The 16162-nt window shown below is 59.4% G+C and carries 12 protein-coding genes and 2 pseudogenes; 7 read left to right on the forward strand and 7 right to left on the reverse strand.

What is annotated here, in order from left to right; all coding sequences use genetic code 11:
- Window positions 1–419: pseudogene (locus ATB1_RS11290) on the forward strand (ATP-binding protein); the annotation flags it as partial.
- 81 nt (window positions 420–500) lie between these two features.
- The gene (locus tag ATB1_RS11295; RefSeq protein WP_042663807.1) at window positions 501–1175 is read left to right on the forward strand and encodes a phosphoglycolate phosphatase; all 675 of its coding nucleotides are present in this window, start codon (window positions 501–503) and stop codon (window positions 1173–1175) included.
- A 124-nt stretch (window positions 1176–1299) separates the two neighbouring features.
- On the opposite strand, the gene ATB1_RS11300 is transcribed toward ATB1_RS11295, so the two are convergent.
- Window positions 1300–1488, reverse strand: coding sequence for an HEWD family protein (locus ATB1_RS11300; RefSeq protein ID WP_042663830.1), 189 nt, complete (start codon window positions 1486–1488; stop codon window positions 1300–1302).
- 170 nt (window positions 1489–1658) lie between these two features.
- Here ATB1_RS11300 and ATB1_RS11305 point away from each other — a divergent pair, with 170 nt between their 5' ends.
- Together ATB1_RS11305 and ATB1_RS21595 are read left to right on the forward strand one after the other, a co-directional pair.
- Window positions 1659–2213: a class I SAM-dependent methyltransferase gene (locus ATB1_RS11305; RefSeq protein WP_042663809.1), complete on the forward strand. Its 555-nt coding sequence runs from the start codon at window positions 1659–1661 to the stop codon at window positions 2211–2213.
- A gap of 174 nt (window positions 2214–2387) precedes the next feature.
- The gene (locus tag ATB1_RS21595; protein ID WP_128081458.1) at window positions 2388–2543 is read left to right on the forward strand and encodes a rubrerythrin-like domain-containing protein; all 156 of its coding nucleotides are present in this window, start codon (window positions 2388–2390) and stop codon (window positions 2541–2543) included.
- 104 nt (window positions 2544–2647) lie between these two features.
- Here the strand turns inward: ATB1_RS21595 and ATB1_RS11310 are convergent, their stop codons facing one another.
- Window positions 2648–3616: a DUF368 domain-containing protein gene (locus ATB1_RS11310; RefSeq protein WP_042663831.1), complete on the reverse strand. Its 969-nt coding sequence runs from the start codon at window positions 3614–3616 to the stop codon at window positions 2648–2650.
- A 116-nt stretch (window positions 3617–3732) separates the two neighbouring features.
- Between ATB1_RS11310 and aglM the strand changes: the two genes are divergently transcribed.
- Window positions 3733–5025 carry a UDP-glucose 6-dehydrogenase AglM gene (gene aglM / locus ATB1_RS11315; protein ID WP_042663810.1) on the forward strand — a complete coding sequence of 431 codons (1293 nt, stop codon included), beginning with the start codon at window positions 3733–3735 and terminating at the stop codon, window positions 5023–5025.
- 71 nt (window positions 5026–5096) lie between these two features.
- Here the strand turns inward: aglM and ATB1_RS11320 are convergent.
- From ATB1_RS11320 to ATB1_RS11340, 5 genes and pseudogenes are all read right to left on the reverse strand, one after another.
- A pseudogene (locus tag ATB1_RS11320) lies at window positions 5097–8236 on the reverse strand (oligosaccharyl transferase, archaeosortase A system-associated).
- Window positions 8237–8356: 120 nt separating this feature from the next.
- Window positions 8357–9412 carry an NAD-dependent epimerase/dehydratase family protein gene (locus ATB1_RS11325; protein ID WP_042663811.1) on the reverse strand — a complete coding sequence of 352 codons (1056 nt, stop codon included), beginning with the start codon at window positions 9410–9412 and terminating at the stop codon, window positions 8357–8359.
- 84 nt (window positions 9413–9496) lie between these two features.
- Window positions 9497–10621, reverse strand: coding sequence for an SDR family NAD(P)-dependent oxidoreductase (locus ATB1_RS11330; protein WP_042663812.1), 1125 nt, complete (start codon window positions 10619–10621; stop codon window positions 9497–9499).
- 73 nt (window positions 10622–10694) lie between these two features.
- Complete coding sequence (locus tag ATB1_RS11335) at window positions 10695–11645, reverse strand: NAD-dependent epimerase/dehydratase family protein (RefSeq protein WP_042663814.1); 951 nt, start codon at window positions 11643–11645, stop codon at window positions 10695–10697.
- A gap of 45 nt (window positions 11646–11690) precedes the next feature.
- Window positions 11691–12701, reverse strand: coding sequence for a sugar phosphate nucleotidyltransferase (locus ATB1_RS11340; protein ID WP_042663815.1), 1011 nt, complete (start codon window positions 12699–12701; stop codon window positions 11691–11693).
- Between the two features lie 127 nt (window positions 12702–12828).
- Here ATB1_RS11340 and ATB1_RS11345 point away from each other — a divergent pair, with 127 nt between their 5' ends.
- Together ATB1_RS11345 and ATB1_RS11350 are read left to right on the forward strand one after the other, a co-directional pair.
- Entirely contained in the window at window positions 12829–14583 is a 1755-nt protein-coding gene (locus tag ATB1_RS11345) for a flippase-like domain-containing protein (RefSeq protein WP_052367947.1), read from the forward strand.
- Window positions 14583–16148 carry a glycosyltransferase family 39 protein gene (locus ATB1_RS11350; protein WP_042663816.1) on the forward strand — a complete coding sequence of 522 codons (1566 nt, stop codon included), beginning with the start codon at window positions 14583–14585 and terminating at the stop codon, window positions 16146–16148. Before ATB1_RS11345 ends, ATB1_RS11350 begins: the two co-directional genes overlap by 1 nt.
- The last annotated feature ends 14 nt before the right edge of the window (window positions 16149–16162 follow it).

Consider the following 16162-nt stretch of genomic DNA (forward strand, 5'->3'; position numbering starts at 1 on the left):
CCCACGACGCGCTGTCGGCGCTCTACGGGGCGGCGACGCTCGCCGCCGCCGACGGCGCGGAGACCATCGACACCGAGTACGTCTGCGCCGGCATCGACGCCGTTCCTGACGACGGCTGCTCGCTGGGGCGCGTGTTCGCGCTCCCCGAGAGCCGTCGCCGCGTCCTCCGGGCGTTCGTCGCGCTCGACGACGAGGCGACGGCCTCCGTCTCGGCGGCGACCGAGCACATCGCCGCGTCGCCGCGGGTGTCGCTGTCGCCGGCGACCGTCCGCCGCGTCCTCTACGAGCTTTCGGACCTCGGCATCGTCCGGCGCGTCTCTGACGACGACTCCACCGACGGGCCGGGCCGGCCGGCGACGCGACCCATCCCGAACTTCTCGACGCTAGCGTTCCGCGGGCTGGACGACGCCGAGCGTTGAGTGTCGAAAACGACGAACCCGACCTGCGGCGCGGTTCTCCCCGACCGCTGAACCTTTTTCCCCCGTCTCCCAACTCCGGGTATGGTTCCGCCGCTCGTACTCGACATCGACGGGACGCTCACCGACGCGGATGGCCACCTCGACCCCCGCGCGTTCGAAGTGCTCCCGTCGTGGGACGCCCCCGTCATCCTCGCCACCGGCAAGGCGTTTCCCTATCCGGTCTCGCTGTGTCACTACCTCGGACTCCCCCAGACGGTCATCGCGGAGAACGGCGGGGTCGTCCTCGCCGACGGCGAGGTGACATTCACCGGCGACCGCGAGGCCGCGCAGGCCGCCGCCGACGAGTTCGTCGCGCGCGGCGGCGATCTCGGGTGGGACGCCGCGGACACCGCAAACCGATGGCGCGAGACCGAAATCATCGCCCGTCTCGACGCCGACGAGGCGCTCCTCCGCGAGGTCGCAGACGAGTTCGACCTTGAGGTCATCGACACCGGCTTCGCCTACCACATCAAGACGCCGGGAGTCGAGAAGGGCGTCGGCCTCGAACGCGTCTGCGAGACGATGGACTACGACCCCGAGGAGTTCGTCGCCGTCGGCGACAGCGTCAACGACGCCTCGACGTTCGGCGTCGCCGGGCGGTCGTTCGCCGTCGCCAACGCCGACGACGTGGCCAAGGAGGCGGCCGACACGGTGCTCGACCAGTCGTACATGGACGGCACGCTGTCCGTGCTCGAATCGCTCCGCGAAAACGAGTAGGCGTCCGCTCCGCCCGCCCCGCCGACGACTGTCGCCCGACCACTCAGACGACCGCGGTGCGGTCGCTCCGTCCGTCGGGACTGGGACTACCCCGAACGCCCCGGTAACGGGGTCAAACGACGTCTCAGGCCGGTTCCTCGAAGGGTGCGAAGCGCCCGTTGATATCCCACTCGTGGATACAGTAGGCGCTTCCGACCTGTTTTTCGCCGTCCGCTTCGGCGACGAGCCACGTCGCGGCGTCGTCGTCCCAGCGTTCCACCCGACCACAGCGCTCGCAGACGCGTCGCGTCGGCCGTCGAAGTTGGGGTTCCATACGTGTGAGACCGATTTCCGGGCAAAAAAGCCCATCGCCGTCGGCAGTTTCGCGGTCGGTCCTCGAACGCCTCCCCTCCGACCCGAACTCGACGAGTCGGTTGTGCGCGGGACGAACACGCATCGCCCGGAACCGATGGGACTTACGGGACGGGGCGCGGAGGTGTTCGCATGGGCTTTCATACCTTCGACGCCGACAGGGCGGCGAAGCTCGACGACCCCGCGCGATTCCGCTTCGTCTCGCGGGAGGAACTGCTGTCGCACCTCGGCGTCGGCCCCGACCGCGTCGTCGCCGACCTCGGGAGCGGGACCGGCTTTTTCACCGACGAGGTCGCCCCCTTCGTCGGCACGCTCTACGCCGTGGACGTACAGGAGGTCATGCACGACTACTACCGCGAGAAGGGCGCGCCCGACAACGTCGAGTTCGTCACGGCCGACGTGGCGTCGCTCCCGCTCGACGACGACCACCTCGATGCCGCCTTCTCGACGATGACGTACCACGAGTTCGCCACCGACGACGCCCTCGCGGAACTCGCCCGCGTCGTCCGCCCCGGCGGCAGTGTGGTCGTGGTCGATTGGTCCACAGCCGGCCCGGGCGAGGACGGCCCGCCGCGCGATGAGCGGTTCGGCCTCGGCGACGCCGTCTCGGCGCTCGAATCGGCCGACTTCACCGTCTCTCACGGCGAGACGCGACGCGAGACGTTCGTCTGCGTCGCCCGTCGCTGACGCCGCTCCGTCAGCGAACCCACGCCGCCGCCTCAGGTGAACTGAACAGTATTGGTTCCTGTCTCCCATTTGTTTCCCGTTCGAGATGCTCGACGCCGGATAATATTAACATCCTAGAGTAATTTGGTGAATATCAGGACAACGCTTACCACCGAATCTGTGGTACTCTCACTCATGGTATTGAATAACTCAGTCATCGACGACTATCGTTCGACGGAGGGCTACTACGAGTGTCGCTCCTGTCGCACGCGGACAGTGAGCGAGACTCACCTGTCGTCGTGCCCGGACTGCGGCGGGTCGGTTCGAAACATCGCCGTCGCCCGCGAGTGAGTGTCGTTCGCGCGAGCCGCATAGTCCGGGTCCGCCCGTAACCGTCCGACTTCCTTCTCACGGGAGTCGTCGCCCCGGCGCGGCGGTGGCGACTGCGCTCCCGTTCAGGACTCGATGACGTCCGTGTAGCGGTCGACGAGCAGGACCACTGCCGCGCCGACGACGGCCGCCACGCCGAACGTGGCGTACAGTCCGGTCGTCCACGACTCCCCCGCGGCGACGAGCTCCTCCGTGCTCTTCACCACCGGCGCGCGCAGCGCCCCGACGATGAGGCTCACGAGGAACGCGAGCGTCGCCCGTCGGTGGTGTTCGAGCGCCCAGCGGACGGCGTGCGCGATGGTGAACAGGCCGACGACGGCCCCGAGCATGAACGTGACGACGATCGTTCCCGGTTCGACGACGACCGACAGCGGCGCGCCGCCGGCGACGTCGATGAGGCTGTCGAGGAACGTGTTGAGCGCTGCGGTCATGTACTCGTACTGGCCGAGAATCAACAGGAGGAGCGACCCCGAGACGCCGGGCAGAATCATCGCGCTGACGGCGATGCCGCCGGCGAACGCGATGGCTGGGAGCGAGTGTCCGGCCACCCCGGCACCGCCGCCGGAGGCGATGAAGGCGATGCCGAAGCCGGTGACGGCGGCCGCGATTTGTCGGGGGCCGTCGAGCGAGACCTGCGCGTACAGGACAACCGCCGAGGCGGCGATGAGCCCGAAGAAAAAGCCGTACGTCGGGACCGGTGCCTCGTTGAGCGCGATGTGGAGAACGCGCATCACGGTCACGATGGCGGTGGCGATACCCGCGCCGAGCGCGAGCAGAAAGCCGATATCGACTTCGCGCATCGCGTCGATGGCGTCGGCTCTGCGTCCGGGGACGACGACGCCGAGCGCGCGCTTGATTCGACCGGGCGTGATGGCCGTCACCGCGCCGATGAGCCGTTCGTAGATGCCAGTGATGAGCGCGATAGTTCCGCCCGAGACGCCCGGCACGGCGTCGGCGGCCCCCATACAGACGCCTTTCAGGTAGATGAGAAGCCACGAGAAACGGGCTGTCGACCCGTCTGAGTTCCTCGACATTGCGTTGTCGGATGCTCTCTCGGGGAGGATATCAGTCCACCGTTCGAGAGTCCGTGCGCTCGGGAGTGAGCCGTACTCGGAAAGAATCAAAGCTCACGGCGCTCACAACTCTGTCAATGAAGCTCAGCATCATCGGCAGCGGGTACGTCGGCACGACGGTCGCGGCCTGCTTCGCGGAGCTCGGTCACCACGTCGTCAACGTCGACATCGACGACGATATCGTTCGGGCGTTGAACGAGGGCCGGTGCCCGATTCACGAGCCCGGCCTGACCGAACTCGTCGAACGGCACGCGGGAGACCGACTCCGGGCGACGACCGACTACGACGAGGTTCTCGACACGGATGCGACGTTTCTCGCCCTCCCGACCCCGTCGAACGACGACGGCAGTATCGACCTCGGCGCGATGAAGGCCGCGGCGACGTCGCTCGGCGAGACGCTGGCGCGGAAAGACGGCGCGCATCTCGTGGTCACCAAGAGTACGGTCGTTCCGACGACGACGGTCGACGTCATCGGACCGCGAATCGAGGAGGCGTCCGGGAAACGCGTCGGCGAGGGGTTCGACATCGCGATGAATCCCGAATTCCTCCGCGAGGGAACCGCCGTCGACGACTTCCTCGCCCCGGACAAAATTGTCCTCGGCGCACAGACCGACCGAGCGCACGAGCGACTCGCCGAGATTTTCGCCCCGCTCGTCGAACGCGCCGGGAACCCGCCGGTCGTCGAGACCGGAATCAGCGAAGCCGAGATGATAAAGTACGCCAACAACGCCTTCCTCGCGTCGAAGATCAGCCTCGCCAACGACCTCGCGAACATCTGCAAGGAGTTCGGCGTCGACTCCGCGGAGGTGTTGGAGACCATTGGTCTCGACGCCCGTATCGGCTCGGCGTTCCTCGGTGCGGGTCTCGGTTGGGGCGGGTCGTGCTTCCCGAAGGACACGGCCGCGATCATCGCCGCCGCCCGCGGTCGGGGCTACGAACCGCGCCTTTTGCAGGCCGCCGTCGACGTGAACGACGGCCAACCAGAGCGAATGCTCGGCCTCCTCCGTGAGCGCGTCGACCTCGACGGCACGCGCGTCGCCGTGCTCGGGCTCGCGTTCAAGCCCGGCACCGACGACATCCGGAAGTCGCGGGCGACGTTACTCATCGGTTCGCTCCTCGACGCCGGAGCCGACGTCGTCGGGTACGACCCCGTCGCAACCGAAAACATGCGCGAGCGGTTCCCCGACATCGAGTACACCGACTCGGCCGCAGACGCGCTCGCGGGCGCCGATGCGGCGCTCGTCGCGACCGACTGGGACGAGTTCGCGGCGCTCGACGACGAGTTCGACGCCATGCGCTCGCCCGTCGTCATCGACGGCCGCCGCATCGTCACTCGACGCGACGGCATCGACTACGAGTCGCTCGTCTAAGGCCCCCACGAATCACTCTCTGAATCGGCCTCGAAAAAGACAAAAAGCCGCCAGCATCGCCGTTCGTTTCGTTACGGAGCGACCGTGACCGCGCCGGCGTCGACTGACGCCGAGGTCGGCGCCGACTCGTTCGTCTGCGAGTCGTCCGACGAGGAGTTCCCGGTCAGGTCGAGTTCCTCCTCGTTCCGTTCGAGGGTGACCTGCACGGCACCGTCTTCGGCACCGTTGACGAGGCCCTCCTCGACGGCGACGTTCTCCGCCTGGTAGCTGACGACGGTGTTGTTCCCGGCGACCGACGTCGGGCCGGTGAACGCGTAGCCGCCCGTCGCGCGGACGCTGACGTTCGTGTAGCCGTTGTTCGGCCCGTACTCGTCGTAGCCGGTCGTGGAGTACGGGAGCGTCATCGTGAACTCACCGTCGGCGTCGGTCTGCGCCTGCTGCGTGTAGGTGAAGTTCGTGCCCGTGGTCAGGTCGCGCATCTGGACGCGCGCGGTCACCGTCGCGTTGGCCGGGGCACCGCTGCCTTCGACCGTCGCGCCGGGGACGCGCTCGAACGTCTTGACCCACGAGGGGTTGTTGGGGACGAGCGCCTGCGGCTGGATGCCGTAGGTGTTGCCCTCCCTGACGATGGAGTTCTGGTAAGCTCCCGAGCGGAGCGCCGAACTGTTCGAGGACTTCACGAGGCGGTAGTGTTCGAGCGCGGCAACGCGCTCCTCGGGGAACGTGCCGAGACCACCGATCTGTGAGGTCGGGTCGTTCGCGACGTACTCCTCTGCTGCGGTCATGTTATCGAACACCCTGACCGCCTGCCCGTCCGAGGGCGTCACTTTGAACGTCACCGAACCGTCGGCGGACGTGCGCTCTTCCCAATCGACGACGATCGGCGACGCCTCGCGGGCGCTGCCGTGGTACGCGTAGAGCCGAACCATCAGGCTCTCGTAGTAACGCTGGTCCTTGACGTTCGATGCGGCGGCGATAGTCGTCTGCCCGTTCTGCTCTTGCAGCCGATACATCGGACTGTAGAAGTCCGACGTGGAGACGTTCGACTCGTCGTAGAAGACGGTCGGAGCGCTGAACTTCGAGTCGGTCGATGCCATCTGCCAGTCGACCATGACGTAGCGGGTCTGGTCGCCTTCGCCGTCGTCACCCATCGAGCTGAGAACCGATTCGGCCTGCTGTTCGTCTTCGGCGAGGAGGTAGTTCGCTGCCTCGGTGGCACCTTCTTGGAACGGGTTCGCGTTCGGGATGCGTTCGCCGAGGACGGTAATCCAGTGACCGTAGTCCCACCAGGACATGACGCCGTACGAACCGTCCGGATAGTCGAAGTCGTCTGCGTGCTCGTACGTCCCGTAGTACTCCATCTGGTTCGATGCACCGCCGAACTCGCCTTCTGCGGGCGTGTTGTTCTGCATCCAGGAGAGGCTTCCGTCCCACTGCGTGACGGTTCCTGGTCCGGTCTGGGACGCTTGCATGGCGTTCTGAGACACGCCGCCGTTACCGAGTTGGATCGGGACGATGAGGACGGGCGTGAGGATGAGGAGGACGGCAATCACGACTGCTGCGACCTGTCCATATGAGACGTCCGAGAGGCGATCGGCGGTCGCGAGGCCGATGAATTCGATTCCGAGAACTTCTCGGAGGAGGTAGGCGTTCATCACCGCGACGACCACCGCGAGGTAGTAGTTGAAACGAACCTGCGTGAACGCTGCCGAAGTGATGATCGCTGCCCACACGAGGATAAACAGATGTTCGCTCTCGTAGTCGGCTTGCATCAACGCGCCCACGATGAGTGCGGTGACGATGGCGAGACTGACGAGCGACGATTCGACGCCGAGGGCACTGCCGAGCCCTGCCGGAAGCGCCGGTACCAAGAAGAGTACTCCGATGAGAATCAGGCTCCCGGTGACGTATCCAATCTTCCGCGAGTTTCCACCCTTGACGAGTGGTTTAGCGACGAGCCAAACTGCTGCGAGAGCTCCTGTGAAGAAGGTGAACCCGTATTCGGACATGATACGGCTGACAGCAGTCTGCCCGCTCGACTGGAGTACGTTTGCTGCGAGGAACGGTTGTGCCTCTCCGATGGTCCGAGTGGCTGCACCGGCGCTGAAGCCGACCGTGCGGAGGAAGTTAGTTGTGATCTGGCTGAAAGCATCAGGGAGAATGACAGCTAGTAATGCCATAGCAACGAGGCCGATGACAGCAACAGCAATGGGGTATCCTCGGCCATCGATATCGTTCGACTCCCACCAGCGAGCGAGTGCGGCAAGGAAGCAAGCACCGAGAGCGATACCGAACGAGAACAGCGGTTGAATGAGGCTGAATTGGGTAATACTGAACGAAGTATCGGACAGTGGGACAAACATCAAGCGCCGGTGACGAGCGTCGAGACGACACCGACGAACGCGACATGTTCGGGAGACTGCCCACGAACAAAGTCAGAAACCATCGCAAGCATCAAAAAGAGACCAAAGATGCCAACGAGGAGGATGCCTGGCGGCCACGACCACATGTAGACCGCCATGGCAACGCCAGCAAGCACGGACCACTTGAGGGGGTCGCGGAGGGCGTCTAAGTCGCGGGCCTCAACGAGCTCCCAGACGGGTTTTTCCCGGTCTGCGACACGAAGAGCAATCATAACCGCGAGGACTGCGAAACCTTGGAAGAACGGCTCGGCGATGTTGTGGTCTGCGAATCCGACGAGACCACGTTGAAGGAAGGTTCCGGGTAGGAGCATCAGGATGACGACGCCCAAAAGGCCACCGAGGCGTCCGCCAAGTCTGCGGCCGATCAAGAACGTTGGAATGGCGACGAGCGTACCAAAGACTGCCGGGGCGACGAGGAGCGTCTTCGCGATCAAATCCGTGGAGGGGCTCCCGAGTCCAACGATGAGTGCGACCGTCGCAATTATTTGGTCGTAGATAGTGCCGAACTGGCCGACACTCGTCCCGAACGGGAAGTTCGTCCACGGGTCGAACGGCATTGTAGAGGGCCAATTTCGAACCGTGTACGAAACTTCGCGGAGGTGGTACCACGCGTCGTTTCCCGAGAAAAGGACATCACCATCCCTGATGAAATTACTGTACGACCGGAGACGAATAGCCAACATAGTGACTAATATCACGAGGAGGGCGGGGACGTGATACCAGTCTTTGAACAGTTCGAGGACCGACTGAGAATCAAGGCCCTCTGTACGTTCAGAGTCTACGCTCATTGCTTCGATGGATTCGGAAAACGCGCATAAGTCTTGTGAAAGTCGGTCTTCAAAACTTCTCCTCTAGGCATGTCACTTACTCTCAAGAAATCCACGTTTCGTCACACGGTTACCCGACGATCACCGACTCTCGTACCAGTCGACGTACCGCTCGATTCCTTCCTCGAAGTCGACTCTTGGTTCCCAGTCGAGTTCATCCCGTGCTCGGGACGTGTCCGAGACGTACACCTTTTGGTCTCCTTCACGCCACTCGTCGAAGGAGATGTCGGTTCGCTTATCAGACTTTTCTTCGAGGAGGTCGAGGAATTCGAGGAGACTCGTAGTGTTCTCCGTGCCCCCACCCATGTTGTAGACCGCGGACTTGCCGTCAGGGTCTGAGAGGAATGCGTCATAGGCGCGAACGAGATCTTTCACATAGAGGACGTCACGAACCTGCTTTCCGTCTCCGAAGATGGTCAGCGGTTCGTCGTTGAGCGTACTAATTGCAAAGTGAGCGACCCATCCCTGATCTTCATTTCCGAACTGGCGTGTCCCATAGATACAACTCATGCGGAACGCTGCTGCCTGCACTTCGTTTCGCTTTGTATAGTCCTGCACGTAGAGGTCAGCTGCGAGTTTCGAGACACCGTATGGTGTGTGTTCGCACCCATCGATAGAGAGGGACTCAGGGATTCCCTGATCGAAGTCTGGGTCATCGTACCAGTAGCGACTCTCTTCTTCGCGGACGGGGATGTCGTTGACGTTGTTTCCGTACACTTTGTTCGTCGAGGCGAGCACCACCGCAGGGTCGCTGTCTGCTTTCCGTGCAGCTTCGAGGACATTGAACGTCCCTTCGGCATTCACTTCGAAATCCGTCCGTGGGTCGGTCAGCGAAGCCGTGACTGCAACTTGGCCAGCGGTGTGAACGATGGCGTCGTGCCCTTCGACGATGGATTCGAGCGTATCAGCGTCGCGGATGTCAGCTTCAACGAGATCGACGTCGGGGTAGTTCTCGTCGATGAAATTCCAGTTGTATGCTGCGGTGTTCCGGCTCTCGTCTGCCTTTTCGAGGGTCTCGATTCGGCTTAGGTTGTCGAGTGCGGTGACGTCAGCGCCTTGTTCTGCGTAGTATTCGACTGCGTGACTGCCAACGAAGCCCGCGCCGCCCGTGACGAGGACCGTCTCTGGTTTGCTCATGTGGAATGACTGAGAACAGGAGGTGAAATCATTTACTCATCATCGTTTGCAGGGACGCGTGTTAATTCGAGACCCGGTTGGTGTTTAATCCTCTCCGACCAACCCTTTCTCTTCGAGTTCCGCGTGGGCCTCTTCGAAGCGATCTTCTGCGTCTTGCTCTCGCCCCCACCTAACGAGTTCTCTCATCCCCTCTTTGAACTTCACTTCGGTTTCAAAACCTATCTTCTCGGCCGCGATTGATGTGTCCGCGAAGCAGTGTCGGATGTCACCCTGACGGAAGTCGTTGGCAATCTCGGGTTCGAGGCTGTCTTCTTTGCCGTAGAGTTCTATGAGCGTCTGTGCGATTCCCTCGATTGTCTTTGGGTTGCCACTCCCGATGTTGAGAGCAACGTCGGAAGCATCAGATTCCATCGCGAATCGATTTGCACGGGCGACGTCGCTGACGTGGATGAAATCACGCGTTTGCTCTCCGTCCTCGAAAATGAGCGGTGGGTTGTCGTTCTTGATCCGACTCGAGAAGATAGCACAGACCCCGGTGTACGGGTTGTCGAGTGACTGCCTGCTACCGTATATATTGAAGTACCGAAGTGCGACAGCTGGAATGTCGTACGCTCTGCAGACGGAGAGAGTCAGTTCCTCCTGATCTTTCTTCGAGATGGCGTAGACACTTGTGCTCTCACGTGGTTTCGACTCTGATGTGGGGATTGGTTCTAGTTCCGCACCACACTCGGAACAAATATGTTCCCACTGTCCAGCTTTCATCTGCTCACCGTCACGCAGCGGGGGATACCGAATCTCGTCTTCCTCGGTGCATCGGTATGCACCCTCACCGTACGAGGACATCGAAGCGGCGACGATGACTTTCTCGAGGTCGATCCCTTCGTTGACGATGATGTCAAGGATACGTGCGGTCGCCAGCGTGTTGACCTCAACGTACTTTTCAATTTCATACATCGACTGGCCGACACCAACGGCACTGGCCTGGTGGTTCAACACGTCCGCATCCTCCAGAAGTTCTGTCATCAACTCTCTGTCTCGGACATCTCCCCAGACGTACTCAGCCTCGTCGTTGAGGTAGTTCGGTTGCCCGTCATGGACCTGCTCGGTGAGATTGTCGACAACGGTGACATCGTAGCCTTCATCGACAAGTTCGTCAACGATGTGACTTCCGATGAATCCAGCACCCCCAGTCACGAGAACGTTCGTCATGCGAGAGTGTGTAAAGCCACACGGCAAAAAGCCATTCATTCGCTGTGATAGCGAACAAAGTTGGGAAGCGTCTTTAGTCGTCGGCTAGTCGGCCTTCGAAGTACGGTACTGTTCGTTCGAGACCCGTTCGGAGGGAGATAGACGGTTCCCAACTGAGTTCTGACGTAATCTTGAAGATGTCTGGACGACGAACCTCTGGGTCGTCCTGAGGGAGGGACTTGTAGGTCACACCAGAGTCGGTGTCGACGACTTTGAGGATGACTTCAGCGAGCGTTTGAATGGATATCTCTTCGGTGTTTCCGACGTTGAACACGTCGCCTGCAGCAGCCTCCGGAGGTGCATCAGCAACGTTCCGGATTCCCGAAATTAGATCGGATACATAACAAAAACTCCGGGTTTGACTGCCGTCACCGTAGATAGTCAAGTCTTCACCTCGGATCGCCTGCGACAGGAAGTTCGGAATCACGCGACCGTCGTGGGGATCCATCCGAGGACCGTAGGTGTTGAAGATTCTGACCGTCCGGATGTCCATACGATATTTCTGTTCGTACGCGACTGCGAGCGCCTCAGAGAACCGCTTCGACTCGTCGTAGGGCGCTCGTGGACCCCTGATATTGACGTTACCGTTGTATGTCTCCGACTGAGGGTGTTCTTCTGGATTTCCGTACACTTCGCTCGTCGATGCGATGAGTGCACGGGCGTCGTATTCGCGAGCACATTCGAGTGCGCGTTCGGTCCCCTGGCTATTCGTCATCGCAATCTCGACGGCGTGTGAGCCGAAGTCGTCTGGACTTGCGCGTGACGCTAGGTGATAGACGATGTCCACGTCGTCGAACTCCGGGAACGTATCTCGAACGTCGTGTTTCTGGACAGTCAACTGCGATGACTCTACGTGCGATAGGTTCTCAGGGCGACCGCTCCCATAATTGTCGAGGACAGTGACTCGACACCCATCTTCAAGGAGACTATCGACGAGATGACTTCCAAGAAACCCCGCACCACCGGTTACGACTGCGTGCTCCATTGCTTGTGATTGCTTTTCTGATGCACTTCTCTTTTCCGACATCGGTTAGAAATTTATACTGCTGTTATCACCGACGTTGAGGTTGTTTGCCTCGCTCTGAACGTCTGCGTTGCTCCCGATGATGCTCTCGTCGATGTTGACACCCTGTAAGACGGCGTCCTTTCCAACAATACTGTTGGCGACGATACTCTGTTCTATCGTTGCACCGTCGTCGATACTCACGTACGGGCCGATGACACTTGCCTCAACAGTGATGCCTTCCCCAGCGTCAATCGGTGGGATAATTACGGAGTCACTGAGCTTTTCCTCTCCGTCTGCATCAGTCCGTTCGAGGAGGACGCGGTTGGCCTTCAGAAGGGTCTCAGGGCGACCACAATCGTACCAGTCTTCGACTTCGAACGTGCGGAGGTTGTGCCCCTGTTCGACCATCCGCTGGAGTGCATCAGTCAACTGGAACTCGTTGCCGGCACCTCTGATATCGTTGTTGATTAGATACCCGAGCGCGTCAAACAGTGCGTTCGAGTTTTCGATGATATACACGCCACTAATAGCGAAGTTCGAAGGTGGGTCCTCAGGCTTCTCGACGAGTCGGCTGACTGCGTTGTCCCTGTTCGTCTCGACAACGCCGTAACGACTCGGTTCGGCGACCTCCTTCACACCGATACTTCCGTCGCTCTTCGGAAGTTCGTCGTGGGCACTCAGGAACGTGTCGAATCCATTTTCGAAGAGCATGTCTCCGAGTGCGATAAGTAACTCGTCACTGCGGGCGACCGGTTCGGCCTGATAGATACTGTGGCCAAGGCCTTTTGCATCTTCTTGCTCAACAAAATCGAAGGTAAATCGGTCGGAGAACGCAGTCTGAACGTATTCGATGATCTGTTCTTTCATTGTCCCACCGACAATGACGACGACTTCTTTGACACTCGTCTCAGCAATATTCTGGAGGATATGTCCGAGAATCGGCTTTCCAGCCAACCGAACCATCCCTTTTGGTTTAGTATGCGTCTGAGGGTAGAGCCGTGTCCCTTGCCCCGCTGCTGGAATGATGGCTTTCATGGAAACGAAATTTCATCCCTCTATCTAAAACCCTCCGCGTCCAATGCTACCTATTGACACAAAGGGGTATCTTATTGTGAATATCACACGACAAACCTTTTAAACGAAACTCACAATCCGATTGCTAATGAAGGTCTCACTCGTCGTTCCTGCACACAACGAGGCGGGAAATTTGACGCGATTGACCAACCGCGTGATATCGGAACTCTCTCCTCCAGAGTTTTCTCACACATTTGAGATCGTGCTCGTAGATGACAATAGCACCGATAAGACTCCTGAGATAGTTGACCAACTCGGTCAAGAATATAGCTCAGTCACTCCTGTACATCGTACCGAGAACGGCGGCTTCGGAAACGCGATTAAAGCGGGGTTGAAAGTCGCATCTGGAGATATCATCATCCCGTTTATGGGAGACCTCTCCGACGATCCTGCGGACGTACCAAAACTGGTTTGCGCCATCGAATCAGGCTACGACGTTGCCTATGGCTCTCGGTTCGTCAATGGAGGTAGTGTCGATGGTTACCCACCGCTCAAACTGCTGTACAATCGCGGGTTCAATAATCTAATCCGGCTTACATTCGGGGTACAAGCACGAGATGTGACAAATGCGTTTACTGCCTACCGCCGTCAGGTCATCGAAGAGGTCAACGTCGATACACTCTCGTCTGAGAGCTTTGATTTAACCGCAGAACTCCCGTTGAGAGCACATATCCTTGGATTTGAGAGTACGGAAGTTCCAGTGTCTTGGCGGAGTCGAGACGAAGGGGTGAGTAAACTGAACGCAACGAAGAAGGGACCGCTATATCTCGAGCGAGCTGCGGAAATGTTTGTTCTCGGTAATGTCGTTGGATTACGGGACCTATTTGGATCGGTATTTAGCGGCTCAAAAGCAACAATCGTTGGAGCGGCGTCGTTCGGGATCCTCATCCTTTTCGCCTTGTTCTCACTTTCGGGATTCGATGGCGTATTTACTGATATCTTCAGCGCCAACATCGGGTGGCTCGCTGTCGGGGCAACTGCGTACGTCGGCTCGTTCGCGTTTAGAACGTGGCGATATCGTGTTCTGTTACGGTCAGCGGGGGATATCGCGAGTCGGGGTGGCGTCTTTCGGAGCATCATGACTGGTTGGTTCGTCAATTTCATTCTCCCCGCACGCGCTGGTGATGCGGTTCGTGCACTCTCGTTAAAGTCGACTGAGGATGTTCCCGTCAGTGTTAGTGGTGGACTCATTGTTGTTGAGCGAGCCCTTGATATGATCACGCTGGGTGTAGCAATGATAACCATCTCACTGTTATTCGTTGATGTCCCCCGATCGGACTATCTTGCAGCGTCCGCATTCGCAATCGCAGCGATACTCGTCGTCGGACTGGTAGTACTCTCTTTCGGTAGTGGCCACCTAGTCGAACGATTCGGTGATCGATTCCCGAGTCTCGCTGGTGGAATCCGGAGTCTAAATCGGATGCTGCATCGCCTAATGAGAAATCCGTACGCGCTCGTCCTCTCGACGTTCCTCTCTGCTCCTGTGTGGCTCCTAGAAGTGAGTACGATTTACTTCAGTGGGCGAGCACTGGGACTTGACCTGACTAGTGTGGCAACCGTCACGACGGCAGTAGGTGCATTCGTCGCACAGGCAGTCCCGCTGACACCTGCTGGCATCGGGACGTATGAAGCGACGATTACCGCCATCTTGTCGCTGTTCGGCGTCAGTAATCAAGTCGCGATGACACTCGGATTGGTTGACCACTTCGTTCGCGTGGCAGTCGTGTACGTCGTCGGTGCAATTTGTACGGTTCACATCGGATTCCGGTCTCGTGCGTATTTCCGCCAGCGCTCCGAGCAAGTTGATGGTAGGACATCGAAGAAAGTACTTGACAACAACTAATGTCTGATGTAATTTCGCGTCTCAAGACGAAGCCACGGCTCGTTCTGGTAGCTGTCGTCGTCTCCTTCGTCTTCTTACGGACTATACTTGCGACCCAGTCGGCCTACAACTTCCACCACGGGTGGAACGAAGGACACTACGCTCTGATTGCTCGCGGATTCCTCAGTCATCCGGTCGTGCCCCGATACGGTGAGTCGTACATCTACAATGTTCCCCCGCTGTATCCGTACCTCATCTCTGTGTTCTTTTTGGTCGTTAGAGAGTCAGCGCTCGTTGCGCGGTTCACGAGTATCCTCGCTGCTGCCGGAACGGTCGTCGCGACCTACTTCTTAGGAATTGAGGTGTTCCGACGAAAACTCCTCGCACTCGGTGGTGCCCTCGGACTTACCCTCCTCCCGTTCTTCCAGCTTTACGCGGGGCGAGCTCAGACCGACATGACGATGCTGCTGCTGTTCACACTCTCGATTACGAGTATTGTCAGAGGATACGAACGTAACCTTAATCGATGGCTCGTCGTCGGTGGCACTACGTTTGCCGCCGCATTCGCAGCGAAGCAACCCGCGATACTAATTCCACCTATACTCCTGCTTTGGGCTCTTGTTCGGGGGGACTCACACCGACGTATCGTCACGAATGGAGCCATCGTTGCCACCGTGGCAATCATCGCCCTCCTCCCGCTCGCTTGGTGGTTTTGGGTCAATTACACCCTCGAACCCCAGGTGTTTGTCTCGACGTGGGAAGACGAATTATTCGGCCGAACTGTACCGTTTGCGAACCTCCCCCTGCTCGTCGCAATCGCCGGTCTTCTCGGATTTACCCCCCCTGTTTTGTTCTTGGCAGGGACACAACTCGTTGACACCGTCAAGCGTGTTGGGTTCTCTCCTCGACGACTCGCGTTGGCCCTCGACAGAAGTGGCATTCTCTGGTCGTGGATATTCATCTACGGTGCATTCGTTCTTTATCGAACACCTCGAAGTCACCAATACTACGCTGTCGCGCTAGCCCCGCCAATTGCGCTACTTGCATTCCGAGGCCTCGAAATCGTCTGGAACCAACTGTCTGAAGACGACGGTACACTCCACATTGCGATTGTGGTTATTCTCGTCATCGGGGTATTCTCGGGAGCAATCGTCCTCTTCGAACTCTCCGGCGAGTATTCGGTTGTCAACGGTGGTGGCGATACGAACGCAAAGGAAGTCGCAACCTACCTTGAAGCAAATGGAGCAGACGGAGCGACTATTCTAGTCATGAACGAGTACCGGCCGCCAGTCCAGTGGTATCTTCGTGACACCGTCCCTGTCGACTCGGTGCAGAGTTATCACGTCTCCAGTCTATCTGAGTCGGCGTTGACGTCGGCAGTAGAGAATTCGTCCAGTACTGTCTACGTCGTCTACCCCGACCCAACGTGGGATGAGTTCCCACGTGAGGATGCGACCCCTGTCTATCGGACCGATTCGTATGAATACAGCGTCGTTTCACTTATCGATAGCGTCGTCGACACCGACTCGAAGTTAAATTACTATTTGGAGCATCGGCAACTCGTCGTCTACCGTCTCGACCGGTGACGGTGAACTCTTCC

The organism is Haloferax sp. ATB1, assembly GCF_000730175.1.